Source organism: uncultured Litoreibacter sp., assembly GCF_947501785.1.
In the GTDB taxonomy this organism is placed as follows: domain Bacteria; phylum Pseudomonadota; class Alphaproteobacteria; order Rhodobacterales; family Rhodobacteraceae; genus Litoreibacter.
Genome location: NZ_CANMXB010000001.1, coordinates 514,836 through 538,590, shown reverse-complemented (window position 1 = coordinate 538,590; position 23,755 = coordinate 514,836). Strand labels below are relative to the sequence as shown.

Below are 23,755 nucleotides of genomic sequence, written 5' to 3'. Positions count from 1 at the left end.
TCCCCGCCGGAGGCGCCACGCGATCAATACATGCGCCGCGTCGCATCAGCGCGTCAGCTCGCCAATTTCAATGAACAAACAACGCGCGGAAGCGCCCATTTGGGTTCCTTAGGCTCCGTCCTTGGCCTTGCGCGGTTTGGGCGCCGGCTTCGCACCCGGCAAGCTCTCCGGGTTGCGCAGCCAGACGTCGCGTTGGGCGAATGGGATCTCGATGCCCTCTTCGGCAAATCGCTTGGCGATCTGATGGTTTATCTCGGACGGGGCCTGCATGACGTAATTGACGTCGCGCAAGATCGCGCGGATCTCGAAATCCATCGAATCCGCGCCGAATCCTATGAAAAAGACATTTGGCGGCGGCTTGATGATCACCTGCGGATGCGCCTCGGCGATCTCGCGCAAAACGCGCTCCACCAGCCGGGTGTCTGTGCCATAGGCCACCCCCACCGGCACAATAATGCGGCCCGTCAGATTGCCCTTGGTCCAGTTGGTCACCGAGGTCGAAATCAAGTCCGCGTTCGGCACGATCACGTCGCGCCGGTCAAAGGTCTCAATCCGGGTGGCGCGCACCGAGATGTTGCGCACCACGCCCATCGTGCCGCCCACTTCGATCCAGTCGCCTTCGCTGATCGGGCGCTCCACCAGCAAAATGATGCCCGACACGAAGTTTGACACGATGGTCTGCAGCCCGAAACCGATGCCCACCGACAAGGCACCTGCCACAATCGCCAGCGAGCTAAGGTCGATCCCCGCGGTGGTGATCGCCATAAGTGCGGCCAGGAAAATACCGACATAGCCCAGCCCCGACACAATTGCGTTGCGCCCGCCAATGTCCATTTTGGTCTTGGGCAGCACTTGTGTCTTCAACGTGTTCTGCACCAGCCGCGTCAGCATGTAGCCGATGGCAAAGACCAGCGCGAAGGTCAGAAAATCGGTCGGGGAAATACGGCTTTCGCCGATCTGAAATCCGGCGGAGACAGTGGCCCATGTCTCGCTGATATCGGCGGAACGTGCGCCCCAGATCAGGGCCAGAATGGGCAGGGACAGCAAGACCAGCGCGAAGCCGATCAGCACCGGGATCAATGCGTTCACCTTCGCCTCGTCGCCCATGACCATTGCGTAGATGTCGCGCACGAAACGCTGCAGCACGGCCAGCAGCGCGAAAAGCGCCAGCGTCAGGACGGATGAAAAGACCAGCTGCCCCCCGGCGGAGACATAGCCGACCGCGGCCAGGACCGGCCCGGCCACGCCGACCAGCGCTGCCGCGCGCCCGAACGTCTTTATCACAAGATTGGGACGGCGCGGCGTCTGCTCGTCGGCCGCGTCAGGATCGTCTGCGGGGCCCACGCGGGCGGCCTTGATCAGGATCTGGCCGAGCCGGAACAGCATGAGCCCCGCGGCCGCAATGATTGGGAAAGACAGCACGCTTTGCACCGGTCGGGTCAGCAGCTGCTTGAGAAACTCTGTCTCCGACAACGCGCCCAGCCCAAGGTGAAGCGACAGCAAGACCGCAAGCATGATCGCATAGAACCGCCCCTCCCCCTGCCCGCCTGCCTCTGGTGAAAGGATCGGGTAGGCTGGTGTCAGCTTGGGGAACAGCTGGGTCGACAACCACCGCGCGGCGGCCAAGGCGGTCACCAAGACCGCAAGAATGCTCAACAGTTTGTCGCCGACGATGGCCGTCAACTCGGTGGACTCGATGGCGTAAATCAGCGTCAGCATGCCCGCCACCGGCAGGATCACCCCAAAGATCGAGGCCACAAAAGCCGCGACCCGAAACGCCGCCTTACCGTCCGGTCGGCTTTGCCGCCACGCCAGAACCGCGCGTTCGATCCAAGCACCTGAGCGGAACACCAGCACAAAGCCCACAACCAGCAGCACGATGGTCCAGACAACGCCCTGCCGCAGCGCGCCACTGCGCGAGACGTAGTTGTTGCGCACCTCGCCGATGGCGGCCTCCCCGACCATGCCGACGGCTGACACTGCGTCAGGCCACAGGACCGGGTTCAGGGGCGTCGGGTCGAGCCGCAGCACCAGCGCCGCCTGCCGTTCGCGTACCAATGTGTCGAGCTGCGAAATCAGGCCGTTCGCGCGTGTATAGGCCTCTTCCGCGGCACGCACCGGGGCCAGGGCCTCGTTCAGCTGCTGTTCCAGCGCCGCCCGCCGATCCGAAATTTCGCTTGGGACACCGGCCTCCCCTTCGGGCTTGGGTCCCAGCGCCTCGATCTGGCCGCGCAGGGTGGCAATCCGTTGGCGGTTGATGTCTTGCGCGGCCAGAAAGGCCTCGCGCCACTCGGCCAGTTGGGTGCGCAGCACGTCCAACCCTTCGTTGGAGGCAAGCGCCGTATCCAGCACGTCCTCCGCCCGGCGGGCGTCGCGTTCCCAGACCGAATAGTTCGGCGCCGTCGGCTGGCTGAGCACCTGCTCCTGCGCCTGAGCCGGGGCCGCTCCACTGATCCCCAGGGCAACGCCGCAGGCCAGCAGTATTGCAAGAAGGACGTATTTCATTCTTCAAAAACGGTCGGCAACTTTTGCGCGGCGGCGTCCAGCCAGTCGGGGAATGGCAGGCCCTTTTCTTTGAGGAAGGCCGGGTTCCACAGCTTGGACTGATATCGGGTGCCGTAGTCGCAAAGGATGGTTACAATGGTGTGCCCCGGCCCCATCTCCTTGGCCATGCGGATCGCGCCGGCCACGTTCACGCCGGATGACGCGCCAAGGCACAGCCCTTCTTCTTTCAGCAGGTCGAACACAATGGGCAGCGCCTCCTCATCGGAGATCTGGCAATTGAAATCCGGCTCCAGCCCCTCAAGGTTCTTGGTTATGCGCACCTGCCCAATGCCTTCGGCGATCGAGCCGCCATCGGTGGTCAGCTCGCCTTTGGTGTACCAATCATACAAGGCCGCCCCCATCGGGTCGGCCAGGCCGATCTTCACACCTTTGGGCTGCAACGCCATGGCCACCCCCGACAATGTCCCGCCGGAACCGACAGCACAAATGAAGCCGTCCACCTTGCCGCCGGTCTGGTCCCAAATCTCGGGGCCGGTCGTCTCAATATGGGCCTGCCGGTTGGCCACGTTGTCAAACTGGTTTGCCCAAATGGCCCCGTTTGGCTCGGTCTCGTTCAGGGTGTTGGCCAGCCGCTCGGAATACCGCACGAAATTGTTGGGGTTGCGGTATGGTGCTGCAGGCACCTGCACAAGCTCTGCGCCCGCCAGACGCAGCATGTCTTTCTTTTCTTCGCTTTGGGTCTCCGGGATCACGATGACGGTCTTGAACCCCATCGACGCCCCAACCAGCGCCAACCCGATCCCAGTGTTTCCGGCGGTGCCCTCGACAATCGTGCCGCCTGGTTTCAGCGCGCCGCTTTCCACTGCGTTGCGAATGATGGTCAGCGCAGGGCGGTCCTTGACCGACTGGCCGGGGTTCATGAATTCACACTTGCCCAGAATTTCGCAGCCCGTGGCGTCGGAGACGGCGTTGAGCCGGATCAAGGGGGTGTTGCCAATCAGGTCAGCCAGGTTGCTTTTGATAGTCATTGCGCGGTCTTCCCTTAGGCATGTGTTGCTTGCTCTAAAGGTGTAGGCCTGTGGCCGCGCGAACTCAACTGAAATGGGTGCCGGTCAGCTGCGCAGGAACGCACGCATCCGCGCAAGATACAGCGCCGAGATCACCAAGGGTCCGTTCTCCACCTCCCCGCTGTCGAGCGCGGCCATCAGCGTGTCAAAGGAGACCAGCATGGACCGGATATCCTCGGCCTCGCAGTCCAGGCCGCCGACACCTTCGATACCATCGGGCAAATCGGCAATGCCGATGAAAGAGGTCAGATATTCGGTGTTCGCGCCGGGCGAGCCATAATAGCTGGAAACCTTGTGCAGCGCCTGCATCTCAAGCCCCGCCTCTTCCAGCGCTTCGCGCCGCGCGGTTTGTTCAAACGTTTCGCCCGGGTCCTGCCGCCCGGCGATCGCCTCCAGCGACCATGGGTTCTGGTCGCCGCGCAAATAGGTTGCCGCGCGAAACTGTTCGATCAACATCACGCGGTCCCGCTTGGGGTCATATGGCAAAACGGTGACCGCATCGGCCGTCACGAACACCGCTCGCTCCACCGGCTCGGCGATGCTGCCGTCAAATTTGCGCACCGCCAGATCGACCTCGTCCAGCACAAAGAACTGGGAATATTTCCGTCTTCTTTCAACCAGTTCCACGTCGTTCCTGCTATGAGGTCGGCGCAGCTGTGTAGGGCTGCTGACGGCGGCGGCGTTTAGCCGCTGCTGCGCGCGGGTGCGGATGACGCCCATATGTTTGGCCACTTGGGCCGCAGGGATGGTTCCCATGCCCGCCATGATCTCTGTCGCCGCTTCGCGCATCAACGCGCCGTATTGATCCTGCCAGCGTGTCAGTGACCAATTGCCGGAAGGGGCCCAGCGCCCCGGCGGCGGGGCATAAACCTCAGCCTGAACCGCGCCCTGGTCCGTCGTCACGGTGACCGGCACGCGGGTATAGTCGTAGGGTGCCTCGTAGTAATCCAGCCGCTCTGCCTGCTCGGGGGTCAACGTCAACAACAGCCCTTCGGACGCTTTGTTCACGCGCTCGTCAAGAATGGGGAAGGACTGATCTTTGGCGCAGGCCACCCGAAATCCCGACAGAAACGCGTCGCGGGCGTCAACGTTTCCGCCGGCGACAATGTCCAGCAACTGCCGGTCTCGCAAAGTTCCAAAGATGAATAACGGTGCGGCGTCGGTTAATGCCACTTCTTTTCGGCCCATTCAGCGGCAATGCCGATAACCACGCCACCGACAAGCAGCGCGCCCAAAATGGGCGGGTGCAGGAACATGGCGCCGTATTCAATCACCAGCCCGAACATGGCGACAATCGCCTCCATCGGGCCGTCATAGCGCAGCTTGGTAGAGCGCTTGATCATCTCGGTGATGGCAAACAGCAGACAGGTGAAAAACATAGAACAAGCAACAGCATAAAGGCCGGTGCTAATGGCGTCCTTGTAGCCCCGCCCGATCAGCCGGCCGACCACGCGCCACGCGCATGCGACCGAGATCGCCATGGCCCAGGGCGTGAACACCCCGACCTTGGTGCCCTCCGGCAACAGCGTCTTGGCGATGTTGCTGGTGTGGTAGGCAAGCGCGGCCAATAGGACCGCCGCGATTAATCTGGCTGCTGTGGGCATCTTGCTCGGGCCTCTTATGTGGCCCCGCCTTTATCGGCTTTTAGTTGGGCCTTGTTGGTCGTGTCATCGTGATCTGCGTCACGTCGCAGTTTCCACTCCAGAAGGTCGCCGCGCAAGAGGTGAGATAAAAATTCCACATGCGTTGAAAACGTGCATCAAACCCCTGTTTGGCCACGTCGTCCCAGCGGTCGTTGAAGGTCTCGTGCCACCGGCGCAGCGTGTCGGAATAGCTCTGCCCGAACTCAATGGACCCTTTCAGGTCCAGCCCTGCCCGCGCAATCTGCGCTTTCAGCGCCGACGGGCTGGGCAGCATGCCCCCCGGGAAGATGTATTTCTGAATGAAATCAACGCCCCGTTTGTAGACGTCCCAGCGGCTGTCGGCCACGGTGATGATCTGCAAGGTCGCGTTTTTGCCCGGTTTCAGGCGGTCGCGCACGGCGTCAAAATAGGTGGGCCAGTATTTCTCCCCCACGGCCTCAAACATCTCGATGGAGGCAATGCCGTCATAAAGGCCGGTCTCGTCGCGGTAGTCCTGCATCTTGATCTCGACCATGTCCGACAGGCCCAAACGCTCCATCCGCGCCACGGCGTAGTCATGCTGTTCCTGGCTGATCGTCAGCCCGGTCACTTTGATGCCGCGCTCCTTGGCGGCGTATTCGGCGAAGCCGCCCCAGCCGCAGCCTATTTCCAGCACGTGGTCGCCCGGCTGCGCCCCCATCTGGTCGACCATGCTGGCATATTTATGTTCCTGCGCCTTCTCCAGGCTTTCCTGCCCGTCTTTGAACAGGGCCGAGCTGTAGGTCATCGTGTCATCAAGCCAGAGCGCATAGAAGTCATTGCCCAGGTCGTAATGGTAGCTGATGTTCTTCTTGGCCTGCGATTTGGAATTCGACTGCATCCAGAACCGCAACTTCTCATAGGCGCGCACCAGCGCCATACCCGCGTAGCCGTCATAGACGTCTTCATTGTCGGCATGGACCAGATCCATAAAGGCCTGCAGATCCGGCGTGCTCCACCAGCCGTCCAGGTAAGCGTCGCAAAAGCCCAGATCGCCCTCGCGGATGATACGGGCAAACAGGTCGTTATTGTGCACGGTGAATTCGGCCACCGGTCCGGGCTTGTCGCCTTCGGTGCGGAACACCCGGCCGTCCTCAAGTTTGATGTCCAAACGCCCGCGTTGCATCTTTTGCGCAGTGGCAAAAGCCTGCGCAAAGTAGCGCGGCAGGTTGTCTTGGCCCTCAGCCGTGGTCAGGACGGTCATGTCCAAGCCCCCCAGAATAGTGAGTTATTGTAAGCAGATACGGCCGAACCGCTCAAGAAGTTTCAAAATAGTTAACGTGAGCGTCCCAGCTGACGTAAGGGAATGCGCGTCAACGGTCCTTATAGGCGGCCAAGGCCCGTTCCCGCCCCTCGCTCAGCCCGACAACCGGCGCGGGGTAGCTGTCATCCAAGGACAGCCCCCACCTGCGGGGAATGGCGGCGAAATAGTCATCCGCCCGCGCTTCGTGGTTTTGGAACAGCTCACCCAGATACCGCGCCCGATATGCGCGGGCCTTGTCGAATTTCTCGGCCTGCGTGTCGGGGTTGAACACCCGGAAATAGGGGGAGGCGTCCGGCCCCGACCCAGCCGTCCATTGCCACCCCATCGCATTAGACGCGGGGTCCCAGTCAATCAGGCAATCGTCGAACCACGCTTGCCCGATTTTCCAATGCGTCATCAAATGCTTGGTCAGGTAGGACGCCACTATCATGCGGCCGCGGTTATGCATGTAGCCGGTCACGTACATCTCGCGCATCGCGGCATCGACCAGCTGCACGCCGGTGCGCCCTTGCTTCCACGCCAACACCTCGGCCGTCTCGTCCTCGATCCATGGGAACGCGTCCCATTCAGGCTTCCAGTTGCTGTCAATGATGTGGGGCGTGTGAAACGCAAGCTGGTAGGCAAACTCGCGCCAGACCAGTTCTTTCAGGAAGGTTTCCGCGCCGGCCTTGCCTGAATTCAGCGCCGCCCACCCCGCATGCCAGCAGACCCGCGGCGAAATTTCGCCATAAGTCAGGTTTTCCGACAGGCCCGAGGTCCCCTCCATCGCCATCTCATCGCGCGCGGCCCGGTAGTCGTCGATCTTGTCGTCAATGAAGCTATGCAGCCGTTCAAGGGCCGCCTGCTCCCCCACCACAACGTATTTTCCGACCACGTCGGCCCCGCGGTTCATCGCGGCCCCCATGCGCCAGTCCTCCAGCGCGTCGCTTGCGGGCCAGGCGGTCGGGGCGGGCAACCGGGTCACTGGCGGCAGGCTGGCTGCCAATTCGCGCCCGCGCACCATCTTCCACATTGGCGTGAAGACTTTGTAGAACGCGCCGGTCTTGGTCTCCACGGTCCAGGGCTCAAACAGAAGATGCCCCGTGAAGGATTTGGCCTCAACCCGGGCCTCCTTCAACGCGGCCTTCACGGCTGTGTCGCGCTTGATTGCAACCGGGTCATAGGCCCGCGACCAGTAAACGGCCCCTGCCCCCGTCTCTGCGATCAGCGCCTGCAACACCTCCAGCGCATCCCCGCGCCGCAGGATCAGTTTTGAGCCGATGCCCTCCAGTGTTTGGGCAAATCGCGCGACCGCAAGCCCCTGCCGCCATTTCGGGCAGGCGCCATAGGTCTCAAACACCTCGTCATAGATGAATACGGGGATCACCGGGCGACCGGATTGTGCAGCGTCGGTCATGGCGACGTGGTCGGACAAGCGCAGGTCGCGCCGCAGCCACAAAATCACGGGGGTATTGCTCATATCTCGTGATCTAGCGCGGTGTTTCATTGGTCAAGTTCGAAACGCAAAAGCCCCCGCCGGTTGGGCGGGGGCTTTCACAATTTTTCAAAGGCAGAACCTTACTCGGCTGGTGTTGCCACGACGTTATCATGCGTGGTGGCGACACCGGCTTTTTCGCGGCGACCGTCGTTCCAGATCGCCTTGATCAGGCCAAAGCACATCAGAACCATCACGACCGAGAATGGCAATGCGCCAATCACCATCGCGGTCTGAATGGCCGAGGTCCCGCCTGACAGCAGCAGACCCGCCACCACCAGACCAAGGGCCGCGCCCCAGAATAGGATGTGTGGACGCGCTTTGGGGCCTTCGTCGCCCGCCGCGTTGATCGTGTTCACGATCAGCACCGCCGAGTCGGCCGAGGTCACAAGGAACGTCATCAGCAGAACCACGATCATCACCGCCATGGCCCATGCCAATGCGTCGGCAATCGGGGCCAGCATGAACTCGGTCATCGCGAAGATCTTGTCGCCGTTGCCCGCATCCAGGATCAACCCGTTTGCGTTGCCGTTCAGCTCCAGATCGATGGCGGTGCCACCGGCCCAGGAGAACCACACGAAGCACATCAGCGCAGGCACGATCATCGCGCCCAGAACGAATTCACGGATCGAACGACCGCGCGAAATACGTGCCAGGAACAGGCCTACGAACGGGGCAAACGCGATCCACCAGGCCCAGTAGAACACGGGCCACCAGCCCTGCCACTGCGCCAGTTTGAACGCTTCAGAACCCTCGACACCATCGGACACCCAGACGTTGAAGCTTAGACCCGGCAACGCGACGAGGTAGTCGAAGATACCCACGAAGAACGCCGTTGCGCCAAAGAAGGTCGCGCCGAAGATGATGAAGAAGCCCAAAAGGACAATCGACAGCACCATGTTGATGTTGGACAGCCATTTGATGCCCTTGCCCACGCCAGACAGCGCCGACAGGGTCGAGGCCCCCATGATCACCAGAAGTGCTACGATGATACCAACGGTGTTGGCGTCTCCGGCAATGCTTTCGCCAGCTTCGTTCACCGCTTCCGCGCCATAAACAAGCCCGCCAATGCCGATACGGGTCAGACCCGCCACGAACTGGTCAACACCAAAGCCAAGCGTTTGCGCCACACCAAGGATCGTCGCCACCACGGCCACGATATCAATGATCGACCCCAGGACGCCCGACAGCGCCTTGCCAAACAGCGGCGTCAGCGACGAGCGGATGGTCAGCGGCAAGCCACGACGGTAGCTGAAGAACGCAAGCGCCAGCCCCGCAACCGCGTAGCACGCCCACGCGCCAAGACCCCAGTGCAGGAAGGACCAGACATAGGCCTCGCGCACGTTGTTGGCGTCCAGCGCTGTGGTCACACCCTGAATGACGGCCGGGTTGTTCTTGAAATGCGCCACCGGTTCCGCAACCGCCCAGGTCAGCATGCCCACGCCGATCCCGGCGCCGAACATCATGGAGAACCACGAGAAGTTGGAGAATTCAGGCGTCTCGCCCTCCACCCCAAGGTTCATGCGCCCCGCTGTTGGCCAAAGCGCCAACCCGAGGCAAACAATAATGAAAAAGGCCACAACCCAAATATACCAGGCCGCGAAGTTGGCCAGGATGGTGGTGTTCCAGGCGCCAAGCACCTCACCCGCCCATTCCGGCCAAACGATGGCCCAGACAACCAGCGCGGCGATAATGATCTTACTCACCACCGTCACATCGACACTGAAGCCCCGATAAAAACCGCTGTCGGCGGTCTTGATCGGCAGCTCCGTTAAAGGAGGTTTTACAGACATATTGTTTTCCCTGTTGCTTCACTCCGGCCATGACACCTGTCATCGCGCCTGCCCGAGCCTTTGATTGGAGAGGCAGTGTTGGATGCGATTGAAACCAAATTACCTGGCACACCGCGTCCTCCCCCCTGCTTTACAGCAAACCATAAGTTGCTACGTTTGATAATAGGGAACTTTTTGACCCATGGTTTCAGTTATGGGAAACATTCAATGGTAAAGCGCGCGCAGCTCAAAAGCCTGGGCGATGTCGACATCCGGCTGGTGCGGGTCTTCGTGGCCGTCACCGAGTCCGGTGGTCTGGCCGCGGCAGAGCCGGAACTCAATATCGGCCGCTCAACCATCTCCAAACATGTCGCTGATCTTGAAATGCGCATGGGGCTCAAGCTATGCAACCGCGGACCTGCCGGTTTTTCGCTCACAATCGAGGGTGACCGCGTCTTAAGGTCAGCCCGTAAAATGCTGTCATCCATAGATGATTTTCAATCATCAGTAGACAATATCCACACCAATCTCGCGGGCACGCTGCGCCTCGGCCTGTTTGATCAATCCACCACCAACCCCAATGCGCATATCCATGACGCCATCCATCACTTCGACAAACTGGCGCCTGACGTATCGCTCGAAATCTCTGTCGAGCCGCCAAACGGCATCGAAGGCCGGGTGATTGACGGCTCCATGGATATCGGCATCGTCCCCATTCACCGCCAGTCCGCGTCGCTGAATTACGACACATTATACGAGGAATGGATGACGCTGTATTGTGGCGCGGGCCACCCGCTGTTCGACTTGCCTCCGACGCAGCACCCCACACTGGACCTGTCAGAACATAAATATGCAGGATTCGGGTTCAATTCGCCAAACATGAAAGCAGGCCAGACGCTCGGAATGCGCCGTGCGGCACGGGTTCAGGATGAAGAGGCCCTGTCACTGCTCATCCAATCCGGCAGCTACCTTGGCTTCCTCGCCGACCACGTCGCCGAAACCTTCCTGTCAAAGGGCAAGGTCCGGCCCGTGGCGCCCGAGCGCAGCAAATACGTTTCAACTTTCGCCGCCATCACCCGCAAACAGCCCGAACCGGACCGCAAAACCCACACATTCCTGACCTGCCTGAAAGATGCCCACCCGAAGTGACACGCGACCAGTCCGCATCATTGTTCGCGAAATACTCCGGGGTTTGGGGCAGAGCCCCAAGAAAGCCTGCGTGGCGAACGCAAAAGATCAAGCGCGCGGAACGCGCTCAATAAGGTCACGCATTCACATCGACCACGACCCGGCCCTTGACCTGCCCTTTCAAAATGTCACGGCCCAAGCCCGGCAAATCGCTCAGCGTCGCGGGTTGCACCATGCTCTCCAGCTTCTCCATCGGCAGGTCTTTCGCGATCCGCTCCCAGGCCCGCACGCGGTTGTCATAGGGTTGCATCACGGAATCAATCCCCAGAAGGTTCACGCCGCGCAGCAAGAACGGGATCACGGTCGCAGGCAAGCCCGCGCCGCCCGCCAGACCAACGGCCGACACGGACGCCCCGTATTTCATCTGCCCCAAGACCCGCGCCAGCATCTCGCCGCCCACGGCGTCCACGCAGCCTGCCCAGGTCTCGGCCTCCAAGGGGCGCTTGGTGGTCTCGTTCAGCTCTTCGCGGGCCACAATTTGAGAGACTCCCAGCGACTTCAGATAGTCCGCCGTCTCAGGCCGCCCGGTGACGCCTGCCACCTCATGCCCCAATGCCGCCAGCAGCGCCACGGCCACCGAGCCCACGCCACCCGCAGCGCCCGTCACAAGCACCGGCCCGTCACCGGCTTTCAACGCATGATCTTCCAAAGCCATAACCGCCAGCATGGATGTAAACCCGGCGGTCCCCACGGCCATGGCCTGACGCGCATCCAAACCCAACGGCAGCGGCACCAGCCAATCGGCTTTCACCCGCGCCTTCTGAGCGTAGCCGCCCCAATGCGCCTCCCCCACACGCCAGCCGGTCAGCACCACCTTGTCGCCCGCTTTGTAGCGATCATCCGAAGACGCCTCGACGGTGCCCGCAAAATCAATGCCCGGCACATGCGGGTAATTGCGCACCAACCCGCCGCCCGGCCCGATGCACAGCCCGTCCTTGTAGTTCACGGTCGAATACTCGACCGCCACTGTGACCTCGCCATCAGGCAGTTGGTCTTCAGAAATTTCCGTGACAGAGGCGCTCGTCTTGCCCTCGTCATCCTTGGTCACAAGCAATGCATTGAACATGTCGTCTCTCTCCTAAGCTGGGCCTGTTACAGCCAAAAATTCTCATGCACGACGGCGCGGCGTGGCCCGTCTTGCGTTTCCACCTGCACCTCGGTGCCTTCGTCCCAATGGGTCATCTTGATCATGCCAATCGCGACGTTTGTCTTAAAGTCCGGCGACTTCGCGGCGGAGGTCACCTGCCCGATCAATTTGCCCTTGCTCGTCACCTGCCACAGCCGGTCGCAGGGGGGGATGTCTCCATCAATTGCAATCGCACGCACCTGTTTGACCGGCCCTTCCTTGGCCACACGCAACAACGCGTCGCGCCCCACGCAGCCAATCGCCGTCTGGGTCGAACAAAACCTGCCCAACCCGCATTCATGCGGGGTGTTGTCGCGGTTCATGTCGTTGCCGTAGCTCAGCAACCCGCCCTCAATGCGCTCGATCAGGTTGGGGCAGCCCGCGTACACGTCCAGATCCTTGCCCGCCTCCATCAGCGCATTCCACAAAGGCATACCGCGCTCATGGCCATCCACATAGATCTCGAACCCGCCCTGCTTGGAATAGCCCGACCGCGCCACCAGGAACGAATGACCTTGGAAATCAAAGAACCCGTAGCGGAAAAAGCGCAGCTCCTTCACCGCGTCACCAAACACCCGCGCGGCCAGCTCATCGGCCTTGGGCCCTTGGATCGCCAAAGGCGACACATCAGGCTCTTCGACGATCACATCCAGATAAAGCGCATGCGCCAAACCTTTGACCCAAAACAGCAAATCGCTATCCGCAATTGAAATCCAGTAGCGGTCATCAGCCAGCATCACCGCCACCGGGTCGTTCAGCATGCCGCCTGTGCCGTCCACGACAGGCACGTAGTAGCACATCCCCGGCAGCATGCCGCGCAGGTCGCGCGGGGTCAGCATCTGCATCAACCGCCCGGCGTCGGGCCCGCGCAATTCCACCTGCCGCTCAACGGCCACGTCCCACACCTGCACCGCCGATTTGAGGTGGTGGTAATCTTCCTCAACGGATCGGAACACCGTCGGCAGCAACATGCGGTTGTAGACGGTGTAGCTTTTCACCCCGGCGGCTTCGACACCGTCAGAGAAAGGCGTGCGGCGCACGCGGCGGGAGGGAGCAATGGTCGCCATGGCAATTATTCCGGCATGAAGGGAAGGTCAGTGTCGTCAGGTTTCTGCCCGGCGGCAGTCAGCATCGCATGAATTTGCCCGCGATGATGCGTCTGGTGATTGAAGAAATGCACAACGCACAGCGCCTTGGGCTTCGATATTTCGCGCTCCATCGCCCCCGAATACCACGTCATAGGCCCCGTCAGATCGAGGTTTTGCAGCTTGTCCGCCCATCGCTGGATACGGGCGTCGGTGCGCATACGATCGTCAAGAAACAGCTGCAAATCGTCATGCAGCGACGTGCTGTCAGGGATGCCGGTTTGCGGCCCATGGCCGCCGTCAAAGCGGCTTATCCACAGCTGGTCCCCCCATAGCAGGTGGTTGCCCGTGCTCCAAAGCGAGCCAAAGAACGCCTTGCGGTCTTTCTGCAGCTCCTTCAGACCCAGCGCCTTGAAACACCGCGCCACGCTCTTGTTCTGCCACGCGTTGTAGCGCGCCATGATGCGGCAATACTCGACGTCGACAATCATCGACCTACGGCCCCGACCACTCGATCGGGCAAATCTCGGCCGACTTGCCGCCAAAGTCCCAGACGCGGCCATAGTCGCGGATGCGCGAGCGCGTGCCGACGGCGGCAATGATATCCGGCCCCATCCAGTATTTGGAGTTGCTGACCATCACCGGATGCTCATCCGATTTGCCCGCGATCATCTCGATCTCGCCCTGCAATTTGCGCCCGATATTGATCGACCGTTTCTTGCCGTCACGCACAATCTCCACCGGCGCGCGCTCCGCGCCAATGATCTCGGACACCAGCATTGTGAACAGACCAGTGGTCCCGCCCGCAGCGCCTGAGAAAATCTTCAGAATGCCGTTATACGCCTTCTGCGTGGACCGCTCGTCCACATAGGCCGCGACCTTCCAGTCGCCCTCGCCCATGCGGCCCGGGATGTCGACCAGCAGGCCAATGTTCAGCCCGCCAAGGTCCTCGCCCTCGAAATGCCCCTCGTCAATGGCAATCGCCATCCACGCATGGCAATGCCCCTCGGTGGGGGGATGCGCGCCAAGTGACACCACGCAAGGGCAGAACACCGTGCACGAGCAGTTCAGAAACAACTCGCCCTTGATCGACCAATCCGTCGGCTCCTTGCGCCGCCGCCGCGGGTTCATCCGCGCGTCGATCTTTTGCATCACCTGCAACCGGTCTGATGGTTTGCGTTCCTTCTTGGCCATGAAAAGCCTCCCTTATGCGATCACGCCGTAAAAGGCGCATCCTATCCCTGCGAGGATCAGCAAGACCCCCATTGGTTTTGTGACATAATGCCCGATCTGCGGCAGCTTTTCGACCACCATGAACAGCGTCGCCAACCCCATCCACAAAAGGCTCATCACGCCGCCTACAAATCCCAGCGCCATGAAGCCCCAGCAGCAGCCCACGCAGAACGCGCCAAGCCCCAGCCCCATGCGCAACCCGCCGCCAAACCCGGTCTTCCAGTGGCCCAGGAAATACATGCCGGGCGAGTGGCACACCCCGTGGCAAATCTCCTTCGCGCGGGTGAATTGGAACAGCCCCACAACGATGAACAGCAACCCCGCGAACCACAGCGAGTTCGCGATCCCCAGATCGTCAATCAGCCCCGACGCCATCAGCGCGATCTGCGCCACGGCAATCAGCGCGGCAAAGCCCACCCAGACCACGAAATAGCCCAGCAACACGCCCAGCCACCCTGCCCGGGTGCCGTTGGCGCTTGTCATCAGGTCCTCATAGCTGCGCAGCGTCGGCACCATAGTCGGCAGCATCATCGCGGCCATCATAATGGCCCACATCGGGAACAGCGCGCCAAACGTGGTCATCTGCATCATGGGCATATCGCCCATCTGCATCATCTCCATGGGTCGGCCAATCCAGTCGACGCCCATCATCCGCGCCATCATGAACATCCACGCCCATGCCAACAGTATCGCGGCGAAGAAGGACAACCAAAAAACTGATCTGGTGATGGCAGGCATGCGAGTGCTCCCGACTCAAGGCTTGCAAAATTAATTGTCATACATTTAATTGTCTGACAAATGAAAATTGATCCGAACTCGCCAAAAGACCTGTCAGCGCAAATCGCGCAGGCCATCAAAGAGGCCATCATCTCTGGCCAATTGCCTGTCGATGAACGCCTGCCCTCTGAATCCGAGCTGTCCGAGCAGTTCGACGTCTCCCGCCCCACCGTGCGCGAGGCCCTGAAACGTCTCGCCGCGCAATCGCTCATTCGCACGCAACGCGGGGCCACCGGCGGCGCTTTCGTGAACCGCCTGTCATTCGAGGACGCCTACGCCCAACAAATCACCACCTCCACGCTGCTGCTGTCGATGAACGCCGTATCGTTCGAAACCGCCTGCGAGGCCCGCTACGCGTTGGAGCGCGCCTGCGCCCCACTTTCTGCCCAACGCCGCGAAGCCGACCACCTCGCCACCATGCGCGCCGAAATTCACCGCCAGTCGCAACCCGGGCTGTCAGACGAGGCGTTCTGCGCCTCCGACGTCGCCTTCCACCGCGCCCTTGTCGATGGCGCAGGCAATCCGGTCCTGTCCTACCAACTGGCCGGCGCGGTCGAGGCGATGCAGCCCTCGATGAACATGATCACCTTCACCGCCCGCTCCCGCGAAGAAATCATCGCGCTGCACACCCGCATCGCCGACGCGATTGAGGCCAAAGCGCCCACCAAAGCCGATGCCGCATTGACCGAGCTGCAAAGCTACACTGTGCAACTGGCCAACGATGTGATCGCGGCGCGGGCCGCCAAATCCTGACCGTTCCATCATTGTTTCAAAAATACCTCGGGGGTCTGGGGGCAGCGCCCCCAGCGGATCGCCGTGCAAAGCACGGCGAAACCCCAAGAAACTCTTGTCCAACGTCGCCCCAATCCGTAGCCTTTCCGCCAGCAAAACCACCATGCCGCCTGGGAGGGCATTTCATGAACCACATCACCAAATTGCTGGGCACCGCCGCGCTCGCGCTTACCACCACCACCGCTTTCGCCGCCGACCCGGACCTTCTGGTCTTCGACTGGTCCGGCTACGAGGAAGAAGGCTTCTTCATCAAATACGCCGAAAAGCACGGCTCTGGCCCGACTTACGCATTCTTCGGTGAGGAAGAAGAGGCGTTCCAAAAGCTGCGCTCCGGCTTCAAGGCCGATGTGGCCCACCCCTGCTCGCAATCGGTGGATAAATGGTTCCAGGCGGGTCTTTTGGAGCCTTGGGACATCTCGAAAATCCCCAGCTACGACACGCTGGCCGATCTCTACAAAACCGACCCGACCTTCGTGCGCGACGGGGAGGTCTATTTCATCCCAGCCGATCTCGGCATGACCGGCATCGCCTATCTCAGCGAAGACGTGCCTGCCGAAGATGTGGCCTCCCTGCAGGTCTTCCTCGATCCGAAATACGCAGGCCGCACCTCGCTGCCCGACAATGTCGATGACGCCTATGCGCTTGCCTATCTGGCGACCGGAACTCCAGATTGGACCAAAGCGACCGAGGAAGATTTCAAGAAAGCCTCCGACTGGCTGCGCAAGGCCCACGCCAATGCCCGCGCCTATTGGGCCGATGGCGCTGAGCTGGCACAGTTGATGGCCACGGGCGAAGTGCAAATCGCCTGGTCCTGGAATGAAACCCCGGTGCAGATGGTCGGCGACGACTACAAGGTCGGCTTCCAGCGCGAGGCGGCAGAAGGCTCGTCCAGCTGGTTCTGCGGCTATGTGAACCTCAAGGACGGCCCCGGGTCCGAGGACAAGGCGCATGACTTCATCGAAAGCTTCCTGTCTCAGGAAACCGCTGACTACATCGTCAATGAATGGGGCTACGGCCACTCCAACACTGCCGCCATGGGGACGTTTGGTGAGGACACGCTGACCGAAGTGGGCCTCAACGACATCTCCGCCCCGCAGCTGGCGCAGCTGCCGATGGACAACGCGTTGCGTGAAGCCATGATCAAGGATTTCGAGCGAATCAAAGCCGGATTCTAAGCGTTCAGGCGGCCGCCTTTCGGGGCGGTCGCCATGCTCCGATTGCGGGCAGCCAGCCCCCGGGCGCGCAGTTTTTCGCCGAAATAACTTGCGCTGCCAACACCTGCTTCTAACCACCTGATTTCCAATTCGAATGCGCCGTCTCGCGCGCGAGCGCCGCCGCGCGACCCGCGTCCGCGATCCGGTCGCAGGCGCTCCTGCCGATTTTGAAAAACGCTTGATTTGTGGTACGATCCCACCGTCGCATTTATTTTTAAGCGGCGTAGAAGACCAATTTGAAAAAGTCATTTTTGCAAAGGAATTTGGTATGTCTGATGAAGGCAAGACTGGATGTGGTTGTGATGTCATGCTGGAAAGCGACGACGTCAGGACCGGCATCATTTCCGGGGAAAACTTCAAGAACCGAACGGTGCAATACGCAGCCGTTGACGGGCTTGCGGTGTTCGAAGGGTGCATCGTGCTCGGCACGGTCGACGAGGTGGAGGCCACAACCGCCGCCGCCAAGGAGGCCATAGAAGCCGAGGGCGCAGACACCGACGTCGCCCACGGCGTGGTCATCACCGGTGCAAACCGCCGCTGGCCCAACGCCACTATGCCCTACGAAATCCACTCCGGGCTGACCAACCAGAAGCGCGTCACCGATGCGATTGCCCACTGGAAGCAGAAGACGGGCGTCAATTTCGTGAAACGCACGTCGGCCAATGCGTCGCAATATCCCGACTACGTGCGCTTCCGCACCGCGACGGGCTGTTGGTCCATGGTGGGCAGGCAAGGCGGGCGGCAGGACATTGGCCTGGCCCCGGGTTGCGGCCTGGGTGCGACGATCCACGAGATCGGGCACGCCTTCGGCCTGTGGCACGAGCAAAGCCGCGAGGACCGCAACTCCAAGGTCAAGATCAACTGGCAAAACATCACCGCTGGCAAGGAGCATAACTTCAACCAGCACATCGCCGACGGCGATGACGTGGGCGCCTATGATTACGGGTCAATCATGCATTATGGCCGCTACGCGTTCTCCAAGAACGGGCAGCCGACCATCGAAAGCATCCCGCCCGGCAAGACGCTGGGGCAGCGCAACGGGCTCAGCCCGGGCGATGTGGCCGCCATCCACAGCATCTACCAGCTGTGGGAGACGGTGAACATCGCGCGGGTCTACGCCACGCATGGCCACAAGAACTGCTGGGTGGCCCCGCAGGGCAAGGGCTGGCTGCGCATCGACCCCAAGACCGAGGACGGCTGCTCAAACGTCTTCGATCTGTGCTGCTTTGCGGCGGCCTTCGGCAAGAAGGTGTCGCTCTATAAGAACGGCAGCACCATCTACCGGGCCCAGATGGTCTAGGCCCGGCCACACCACCATTTTTACCAAAATACATTTTCAAGAAGGATTACGACCATGTGGAATAACAACAAAACCGTGACACGCACCTACTCGACCTCGCAGGCGCAGAACTGCTGGGCGATCATCAGCGGCATCTCCGGCTGGAAGAAGGTGAAAACCGGCCAGAAGGACGGGGTGTCCAACGTCTTCACCGCGCTGAATGCGGCGCGCGCGGGCGGCAAGCGGGTCGATGTCTACATCGCCAACAACGTCATCGAACGCGTGGTGATGCGCTAAGGCGCGGATTGGAGAAATATGATGTCAGACAACATTACAGTGACCGTCAGCTTAGGCGACGGCGCAAGCGCGGCGCAGAGCTTTGATCTCGGCAATGACGCCACCATCCCCCCGCCTCTGGACGGCGATATGTCCGCGGGCGACGACGTTTCCTCCGATGCCGGTGCGCCTCCCCCACCTGCCATCGGGGGCGACGACGACCTGTCGGCGGGCGCGGATGAGGGTTCGACAGCAGCCGCTCCTCCGGGCCATGGTGACATGGACGGCGACGACGATTACGATGAGGACGATCAAGGCGACGGTGATGTGGAGGAAGAAGCCCCTCCGCCACCCGATCCGTAACTGAAAGCAACCCCGCCGCCCGGCGCGCGCACACACACGCCGCGCCGGGCGGCATCCAACATTCCAGCCCCGAGGCCCGCATGATTCGTGGACACCTGACATTTGAAAACCCGGACGCGGTCGAACCCGGTCAGGACGTCACCATCACGCTGCAGGACACGTCGCGGCTGGGCGATCGCTCGGTCGATGTGGCCAAGGTGGTGGCCACGATCCCCGACAATTTCGACGCGTCCTCCGAGACCCTGCCCTTCGAGATCGACGTCCCCCACGTCGCCCCCGCCGCCACGATCAAGGCGCATCTGGCCAAACACGGCGGCCCCGACATCCAGCTCGGCGACATGATCACCACCCAATCCATCCCCGCCGACAGCGGCGACGACATCACGGTGCCGTTGCAGTTGGTGGATTGAAACCCAAGCCCCCCTACCTTGTTTGGATACAGGCCCGGCGCTAGTCTTTTCCTTATTGAGTTTTTTCCGCGCGGTACGGGCCATTTGCACCACAGCAAAGGATCCGAACCAGAGCGGCGACGGATTTAGGCACCTGAGGGGGGACAAAATGCCAGAAAGTAATTCCAAAGCGGCCAAACTGACACGACGCACCGCGCTGCAGCTCATGGGCACCACCAGCCTCGCGGCACTGCTGCCGAACGGTGCGCAGGCAAGACCGCTTTCCATTCCAACAGTTCAAGAGAGCGTCACTCCGAACGCCGTGCCGTTCTCTCAGCCACCTTCGGAAAGCTCCGATGGTGGGCATCTCTCCACCTCACTGACAGTCACCCTGCGGGAAGAATTTCTGGACGGTCAAACACGGCGCTATCGCACCTATGACGGCCTCTTCACCGGCCCCACTTTGCGGATCAAGCCCGCCGACACGATGGCCATCGCGCTCCGCAACACCCTGCCGCCGGAACCACATGCCCATACAGGCTCCATGAACGAGCCGCATGGTATGAACACAACCAACCTGCACACCCACGGGTTATGGGTGTCGCCGCAATCGCCCGCTGACGATGTGCTTCTCAGCATACCGCCGGGCGGCGGGTTTGATCACTATTACGAAATTCCTGACACGCATGTCTGTGGTACATTCTGGTATCACCCCCATAAACATGGATCCGTTGAGCCGCAGGTCTCCCAAGGCATGTCGGGGGCGATTATCATCGAAGGCGGCATTGACGAGCTTGATATCATCCGCGACGCGACCGAACGGGTCATGGTGATCCAGCAGATCAAGCCGGAGGAAACGAACCGCATCCTGAAAAGCCAGGCCGATATTGCAGGCGCGCCCAACAAGACCACCACCATCAATGCCCTGCATGGCCCCACCCTTCAGGCAAATTACGGCGATATTGAACGCTGGCGGTTTATCGCGGCCAACTACCACGACTTCCTTCATATTCAGTTGCGCGACATGGCCACGGGACGACCCGTCGATCTGCACCCCATCGCCTTTGACGGCATACCGGTGCGCACTGTGCGCCCCACCGACACAATCGATCTTGCACCCGGCAACCGGGTCGACGTGCTGGTGCCACAAGTTGGCCCGGGCATGTACGAGATTTACAAAGTCGGCGACCACAGCCAGTTCGACGCCGACAAGGAGGATGAGACCATCGGCTTCTACGAAGTTCTGCCGTCTGAGGAGCCGGTCGTCATTCGCGAACTGCCCGAAGGCTTTGACGCGCGCTTCTCCCACGACAACGTCACCGACACCGAAGTTGAGAAAACTGAAACGCGTAACATCGTCTATTCGATGGAAGACCGCGGCGAGGGCAAACTTCCCGGCTTCCTGATCAACGGCAAGGAATTCGAAGAAGGCCGCGTGGACGTCGAGATGACGGTGGGCACCGCGGAGGAATGGGTCATCACCAACGAGTCCGATTTCATGCACCCGTTCCATATCCATGTGAACCCGTTCGAAGTTATCGAGATCAGCGACGACTCGATCGAGCCAAACCGCTGGCTAGACACCGTCCCGCTGCCGCCAAAGGGTCATGTTGTAATCCGCATGCGTTTGCGGGAGTTCACCGGCGACTTTGTCCAGCACTGCCACATCCTGCTCCATGAAGATCACGGGATGATGCAGCTGATCCGCATATCTGAGTGATCTGAGGCAAGTTTATTTTGTCCCAAAATGGGTTTTGGCCCATAACGTTTTGTCCCAAAATGTCCCAAAACAGGGGCAACACGGTGATTGCAACCTTTGGGCGGGGTCCCTATATCTAAAGGGTCCTTCGGGACTATGGACATAAACGCGCTCGTAATAAGCGGATCGGACCCGGGGGCGGTACCCGGCGACTCCACCAAATTTCTCTTTCGTTTGAAGAGCTTGGGGTCGAAATAGGATCGACGAACGTCTAAAGGGGTTAGCTTTGTCTCGGTGAGATACCACCGTTATCGGTTCATTTAAGCTAGTTGCAAACGACAACAAAGCTCCAATGGCTCTGGCTGCGTAAGCAGTCCGAAACATTGAAATCTTAAGCCCTTAGGCCTAGCCGCTTAAGGCGGGGTTTGCAGGTACCTGGCAACAGAAACCTGCGCTTTATCAACAGCTTAGCGTCGCTTACCGGTTCTTTACCTATTGGTTTTAAACCGTGGTCATGGCCCCTTTTCGCGAAAGCCGACGTCATGACCAATGAAGACTTCCTGAGAGATTGGCTGCAAAAAGTCTGGATCGATCAGGATTTCAAAGCCGCCGAAGCCGCCTTCAGCCCCCAGACCGAGATGTCACCCGTCGCTGGCGACCTCAAAATGCGACCCAATGACTACGAGACCATGGTCAGTGCCATTTGCCGCAACTTCCGGCCGCACCGTTTCACCCTGGACCACGTGATCAGCAAAGGGTCAGAAATTTCAGGCCTGTTCACCGTTTACGGCCGCCGCCTCGACACCGATGCGGAGGCGACGCTGACCGTTCATTTGTACCGTAAGATCGAGAACGGAAAGTTCGTCAGATCTGCGTCCAGCCCCGATTACATAGGTCTTTTCAAGTCCTTGGGACAGCTTCCAGAAGACACAATGCAAACGCTGATGATGGGCGGCAGGCTCTATGAAACCTTCACCTAGAAGGTGAAGGCTTTGGCAAATGCAGCAGCGCCGGTTCCGGTGAACCGCACGATACGGGTCCCCTCAACGCGGCTTCCCCAGCCCTGCGCATAGATGTGATCCAGGATTGCCCGCCCGGTGCGCCCCGCAAGATGCGACCTGCGCTCGGACCAATCAAGGCATTCGCGACATTCCGGCGCGCGGCTCTTCGTGTCGATCTCGACGCCCAGTGCGTCCAGCCGCGCCCTGCCCTTTTCGGTCAGCACAATGCCATCAGCCCTTATTTCCAATGCGCCGCGGGCCTTCAGCCGGTCAAAAAGCGCGACCCCCATGTCGCCGGCCAAATGGTTGTAACAGACCCGCGCCAAACGCAGCTCCTGATCACGCGGCCCTGTTCTTGTGCGCAGTTGACCCTTCTTGGCGGCCAACCCCATGAGCGCCTCCAACACACCGGCGACATCCGCATCCGCGATCTGGAAATAGTGATGACGCCCCTGCTTGTTGCGTTTTACCAAACCGCCTTCTTCCAGCCGCTGCAGATGGCCGGACGCGGTCTGGCCGCGCACCCCGGCCTCTGACGCCAACTCCCCCGCGGTCAGAGCCTTGCCGCTCATCAATGCCGCCAGCATGTTGGCGCGCCCCGGGTCGCCAATCAAAGCGGCGATCTGCGCAATGTCTGGTCCGTCTTTCATAGGAAGCCCCCGGCATAGTTCGATTCACGCCGAACTATGCGCTACGCGGCGCTGAAAAATCAACCCCGCATAGTTCGGCCCTGACCGAACCATTGACGACGACATTGCTGTTAGGTGTTCACCACCCAACCTGAGGACCACAAAATGCTGACCTGTTTCATCCGCTACCAAATCGATCCAACCAAGACGGCGCAGTTTGAGCAATATGCCCAGACCTGGGGCCAGGCCATTCCGCGCAACGGGGCCGATCTTGTTGGCTATTACGCCCCTCATGAAGGGTCTTCCACCCTGGCCTATGGCGTCTATAACATCCCTTCTCTGTCCGCGTATGAAACGTACCGCGCCAGACTGGCCAGCGACCCGTTGGGGCGGCAGAATTACGATTTCGCGATGAAGGAAAAGTTCATCTTGCGCGAGGATCGCACATTCCTGAAACTGTGCAGCACCCCACATGGAGAGCTGAAATGATCGCTGTTATGTTCGAAGTTGAACCCGCCGACGGCAAGATGGAGGGCTATCTGGAGATAGCCGCGAAGATGCGCCCCCTTCTGGAGGAGGTCGACGGCTTCATATCGGTCGAACGGTTCCAATCCATAACCAACCCCGGCAAGCTTATCTCGCTTTCCTTCTTCCGCGACGAGGAGGCCTTGAAGAACTGGCGCACCTTGGCCGAACACCGCGCGGCACAGAAGGCGGGGCGCGGCGGCTTGTTCGCGGGCTATCGGTTGCGCATCGGGTCGGTGATCCGAGACTACGGGCTGGATGAAAGGCGCGATCAAGCCCCCGATGACAGCAACCTCGCCCATGGGTGCCCGTTCAAGGCAGGCGCTTGACGTTTTTGGCGGCGCGCGGCACATTTCCCGGATGGGGTTGCGCGAATACCCCGTGAGGCGCCAGCCCAAGTTTCGCATCCCAATCAAACTCTAGTCGGGGTGCCACT

Annotated in this window: 24 protein-coding genes and 1 other RNA gene; 12 read left to right on the top strand and 13 right to left on the bottom strand. The window is 60.6% G+C overall.

The annotated features are described in order from the left end of the window. Positions 1 to 108 precede the first annotated feature (108 nt). From Q0899_RS02730 to Q0899_RS02700, 7 genes are all read right to left on the bottom strand, one after another. The gene (locus Q0899_RS02730) at positions 109 to 2,505 is read right to left on the bottom strand and encodes a DUF3772 domain-containing protein (RefSeq protein ID WP_299191027.1); all 2,397 of its coding nucleotides are present in this window, start codon (positions 2,503 to 2,505) and stop codon (positions 109 to 111) included. After that, on the bottom strand, positions 2,502 to 3,533 hold the full coding sequence (locus Q0899_RS02725; protein ID WP_298291937.1) for a cysteine synthase A: 1,032 nt from the start codon (positions 3,531 to 3,533) through the stop codon (positions 2,502 to 2,504). Before Q0899_RS02725 ends, Q0899_RS02730 begins: the two co-directional genes overlap by 4 nt. Positions 3,534 to 3,617: 84 nt before the next feature. After that, positions 3,618 to 4,745 (bottom strand): gamma-glutamylcyclotransferase, encoded by a 1,128-nt coding sequence (locus Q0899_RS02720; protein ID WP_299191026.1) that lies wholly within the window; start codon positions 4,743 to 4,745, stop codon positions 3,618 to 3,620. After that, positions 4,736 to 5,176, bottom strand: coding sequence for a TrgA family protein (locus tag Q0899_RS02715; protein ID WP_298291941.1), 441 nt, complete (start codon positions 5,174 to 5,176; stop codon positions 4,736 to 4,738). Before Q0899_RS02715 ends, Q0899_RS02720 begins: the two co-directional genes overlap by 10 nt. 40 nt (positions 5,177 to 5,216) lie before the next feature. Further along, positions 5,217 to 6,437, bottom strand: coding sequence for a cyclopropane-fatty-acyl-phospholipid synthase family protein (locus Q0899_RS02710; RefSeq protein ID WP_298291943.1), 1,221 nt, complete (start codon positions 6,435 to 6,437; stop codon positions 5,217 to 5,219). Positions 6,438 to 6,546: 109 nt separating this feature from the next. Next, positions 6,547 to 7,956, bottom strand: a complete 1,410-nt coding sequence (locus Q0899_RS02705) for a deoxyribodipyrimidine photo-lyase (protein ID WP_299191025.1) — start codon at positions 7,954 to 7,956, stop codon at positions 6,547 to 6,549. A gap of 98 nt (positions 7,957 to 8,054) precedes the next feature. Next, positions 8,055 to 9,764 carry a BCCT family transporter gene (locus tag Q0899_RS02700; RefSeq protein WP_298291947.1) on the bottom strand — a complete coding sequence of 570 codons (1,710 nt, stop codon included), beginning with the start codon at positions 9,762 to 9,764 and terminating at the stop codon, positions 8,055 to 8,057. Positions 9,765 to 9,971: 207 nt separating this feature from the next. Here Q0899_RS02700 and Q0899_RS02695 point away from each other — a divergent pair, with 207 nt between their 5' ends. Next, complete coding sequence (locus tag Q0899_RS02695; RefSeq protein ID WP_298291949.1) at positions 9,972 to 10,892, top strand: LysR family transcriptional regulator; 921 nt, start codon at positions 9,972 to 9,974, stop codon at positions 10,890 to 10,892. A 115-nt stretch (positions 10,893 to 11,007) separates the two neighbouring features. Here the strand turns inward: Q0899_RS02695 and acuI are convergent, their stop codons facing one another. From acuI to Q0899_RS02670, 5 genes are read right to left on the bottom strand one after another with little or no spacing between them, the layout of a single operon-like run. Further along, positions 11,008 to 11,997 (bottom strand): acryloyl-CoA reductase, encoded by a 990-nt coding sequence (gene acuI, locus Q0899_RS02690; RefSeq protein WP_299191024.1) that lies wholly within the window; start codon positions 11,995 to 11,997, stop codon positions 11,008 to 11,010. Positions 11,998 to 12,023: 26 nt separating this feature from the next. Then, positions 12,024 to 13,124 (bottom strand): dimethylsulfoniopropionate demethylase, encoded by a 1,101-nt coding sequence (locus Q0899_RS02685; RefSeq protein WP_298291953.1) that lies wholly within the window; start codon positions 13,122 to 13,124, stop codon positions 12,024 to 12,026. A 5-nt stretch (positions 13,125 to 13,129) separates the two neighbouring features. Beyond that, positions 13,130 to 13,633: a DinB family protein gene (locus Q0899_RS02680; RefSeq protein ID WP_298358379.1), complete on the bottom strand. Its 504-nt coding sequence runs from the start codon at positions 13,631 to 13,633 to the stop codon at positions 13,130 to 13,132. 4 nt (positions 13,634 to 13,637) lie between these two features. Beyond that, positions 13,638 to 14,336 (bottom strand): DUF1326 domain-containing protein, encoded by a 699-nt coding sequence (locus tag Q0899_RS02675; protein WP_299191023.1) that lies wholly within the window; start codon positions 14,334 to 14,336, stop codon positions 13,638 to 13,640. Between the two features lie 12 nt (positions 14,337 to 14,348). Beyond that, a complete protein-coding gene (locus Q0899_RS02670; protein WP_298291960.1) occupies positions 14,349 to 15,113 on the bottom strand; it encodes a DUF2182 domain-containing protein in 765 nt (254 codons plus the stop codon). A 60-nt stretch (positions 15,114 to 15,173) separates the two neighbouring features. Between Q0899_RS02670 and Q0899_RS02665 the strand changes: the two genes are divergently transcribed. The 9 genes from Q0899_RS02665 (at position 15,174) to Q0899_RS02625 (ending at position 22,144) form a co-directional block, all read left to right on the top strand. Continuing rightward, a complete protein-coding gene (locus tag Q0899_RS02665) occupies positions 15,174 to 15,905 on the top strand; it encodes a FadR/GntR family transcriptional regulator (protein ID WP_298291962.1) in 732 nt (243 codons plus the stop codon). A 164-nt stretch (positions 15,906 to 16,069) separates the two neighbouring features. Beyond that, positions 16,070 to 17,119: an extracellular solute-binding protein gene (locus Q0899_RS02660; RefSeq protein WP_298291964.1), complete on the top strand. Its 1,050-nt coding sequence runs from the start codon at positions 16,070 to 16,072 to the stop codon at positions 17,117 to 17,119. 307 nt (positions 17,120 to 17,426) lie between these two features. Beyond that, positions 17,427 to 18,458, top strand: a complete 1,032-nt coding sequence (gene legP / locus Q0899_RS02655; RefSeq protein WP_298291966.1) for a Dot/Icm T4SS effector Zinc-dependent metalloprotease LegP — start codon at positions 17,427 to 17,429, stop codon at positions 18,456 to 18,458. A 54-nt stretch (positions 18,459 to 18,512) separates the two neighbouring features. Beyond that, complete coding sequence (locus Q0899_RS02650) at positions 18,513 to 18,734, top strand: hypothetical protein (RefSeq protein WP_298291968.1); 222 nt, start codon at positions 18,513 to 18,515, stop codon at positions 18,732 to 18,734. A 21-nt stretch (positions 18,735 to 18,755) separates the two neighbouring features. Next, a complete protein-coding gene (locus Q0899_RS02645) occupies positions 18,756 to 19,076 on the top strand; it encodes a hypothetical protein (RefSeq protein ID WP_298291969.1) in 321 nt (106 codons plus the stop codon). Positions 19,077 to 19,156: 80 nt separating this feature from the next. Next, positions 19,157 to 19,486: a hypothetical protein gene (locus Q0899_RS02640; protein ID WP_298291971.1), complete on the top strand. Its 330-nt coding sequence runs from the start codon at positions 19,157 to 19,159 to the stop codon at positions 19,484 to 19,486. Positions 19,487 to 19,634: 148 nt separating this feature from the next. After that, entirely contained in the window at positions 19,635 to 21,185 is a 1,551-nt protein-coding gene (locus Q0899_RS02635; protein ID WP_299191022.1) for a multicopper oxidase family protein, read from the top strand. Positions 21,186 to 21,268: 83 nt separating this feature from the next. After that, positions 21,269 to 21,620: a transfer-messenger RNA gene (ssrA, locus tag Q0899_RS02630) on the top strand. Between the two features lie 86 nt (positions 21,621 to 21,706). Beyond that, complete coding sequence (locus Q0899_RS02625; protein WP_298358393.1) at positions 21,707 to 22,144, top strand: nuclear transport factor 2 family protein; 438 nt, start codon at positions 21,707 to 21,709, stop codon at positions 22,142 to 22,144. On the opposite strand, the gene Q0899_RS02620 is transcribed toward Q0899_RS02625, so the two are convergent. Then, positions 22,141 to 22,815: a winged helix-turn-helix domain-containing protein gene (locus Q0899_RS02620; protein ID WP_299191021.1), complete on the bottom strand. Its 675-nt coding sequence runs from the start codon at positions 22,813 to 22,815 to the stop codon at positions 22,141 to 22,143. The two genes, Q0899_RS02625 and Q0899_RS02620, sit on opposite strands and share 4 nt — an antisense overlap. Before the next feature lie 144 nt (positions 22,816 to 22,959). On the opposite strand from Q0899_RS02620, the gene Q0899_RS02615 reads away from it, so the two are divergent. Both Q0899_RS02615 and Q0899_RS02610 read left to right on the top strand, forming a co-directional pair. Beyond that, positions 22,960 to 23,283 (top strand): NIPSNAP family protein, encoded by a 324-nt coding sequence (locus Q0899_RS02615; RefSeq protein WP_298358396.1) that lies wholly within the window; start codon positions 22,960 to 22,962, stop codon positions 23,281 to 23,283. Next, complete coding sequence (locus Q0899_RS02610) at positions 23,280 to 23,648, top strand: antibiotic biosynthesis monooxygenase (RefSeq protein ID WP_298291979.1); 369 nt, start codon at positions 23,280 to 23,282, stop codon at positions 23,646 to 23,648. Before Q0899_RS02615 ends, Q0899_RS02610 begins: the two co-directional genes overlap by 4 nt. Positions 23,649 to 23,755: the final 107 nt, after the last annotated feature.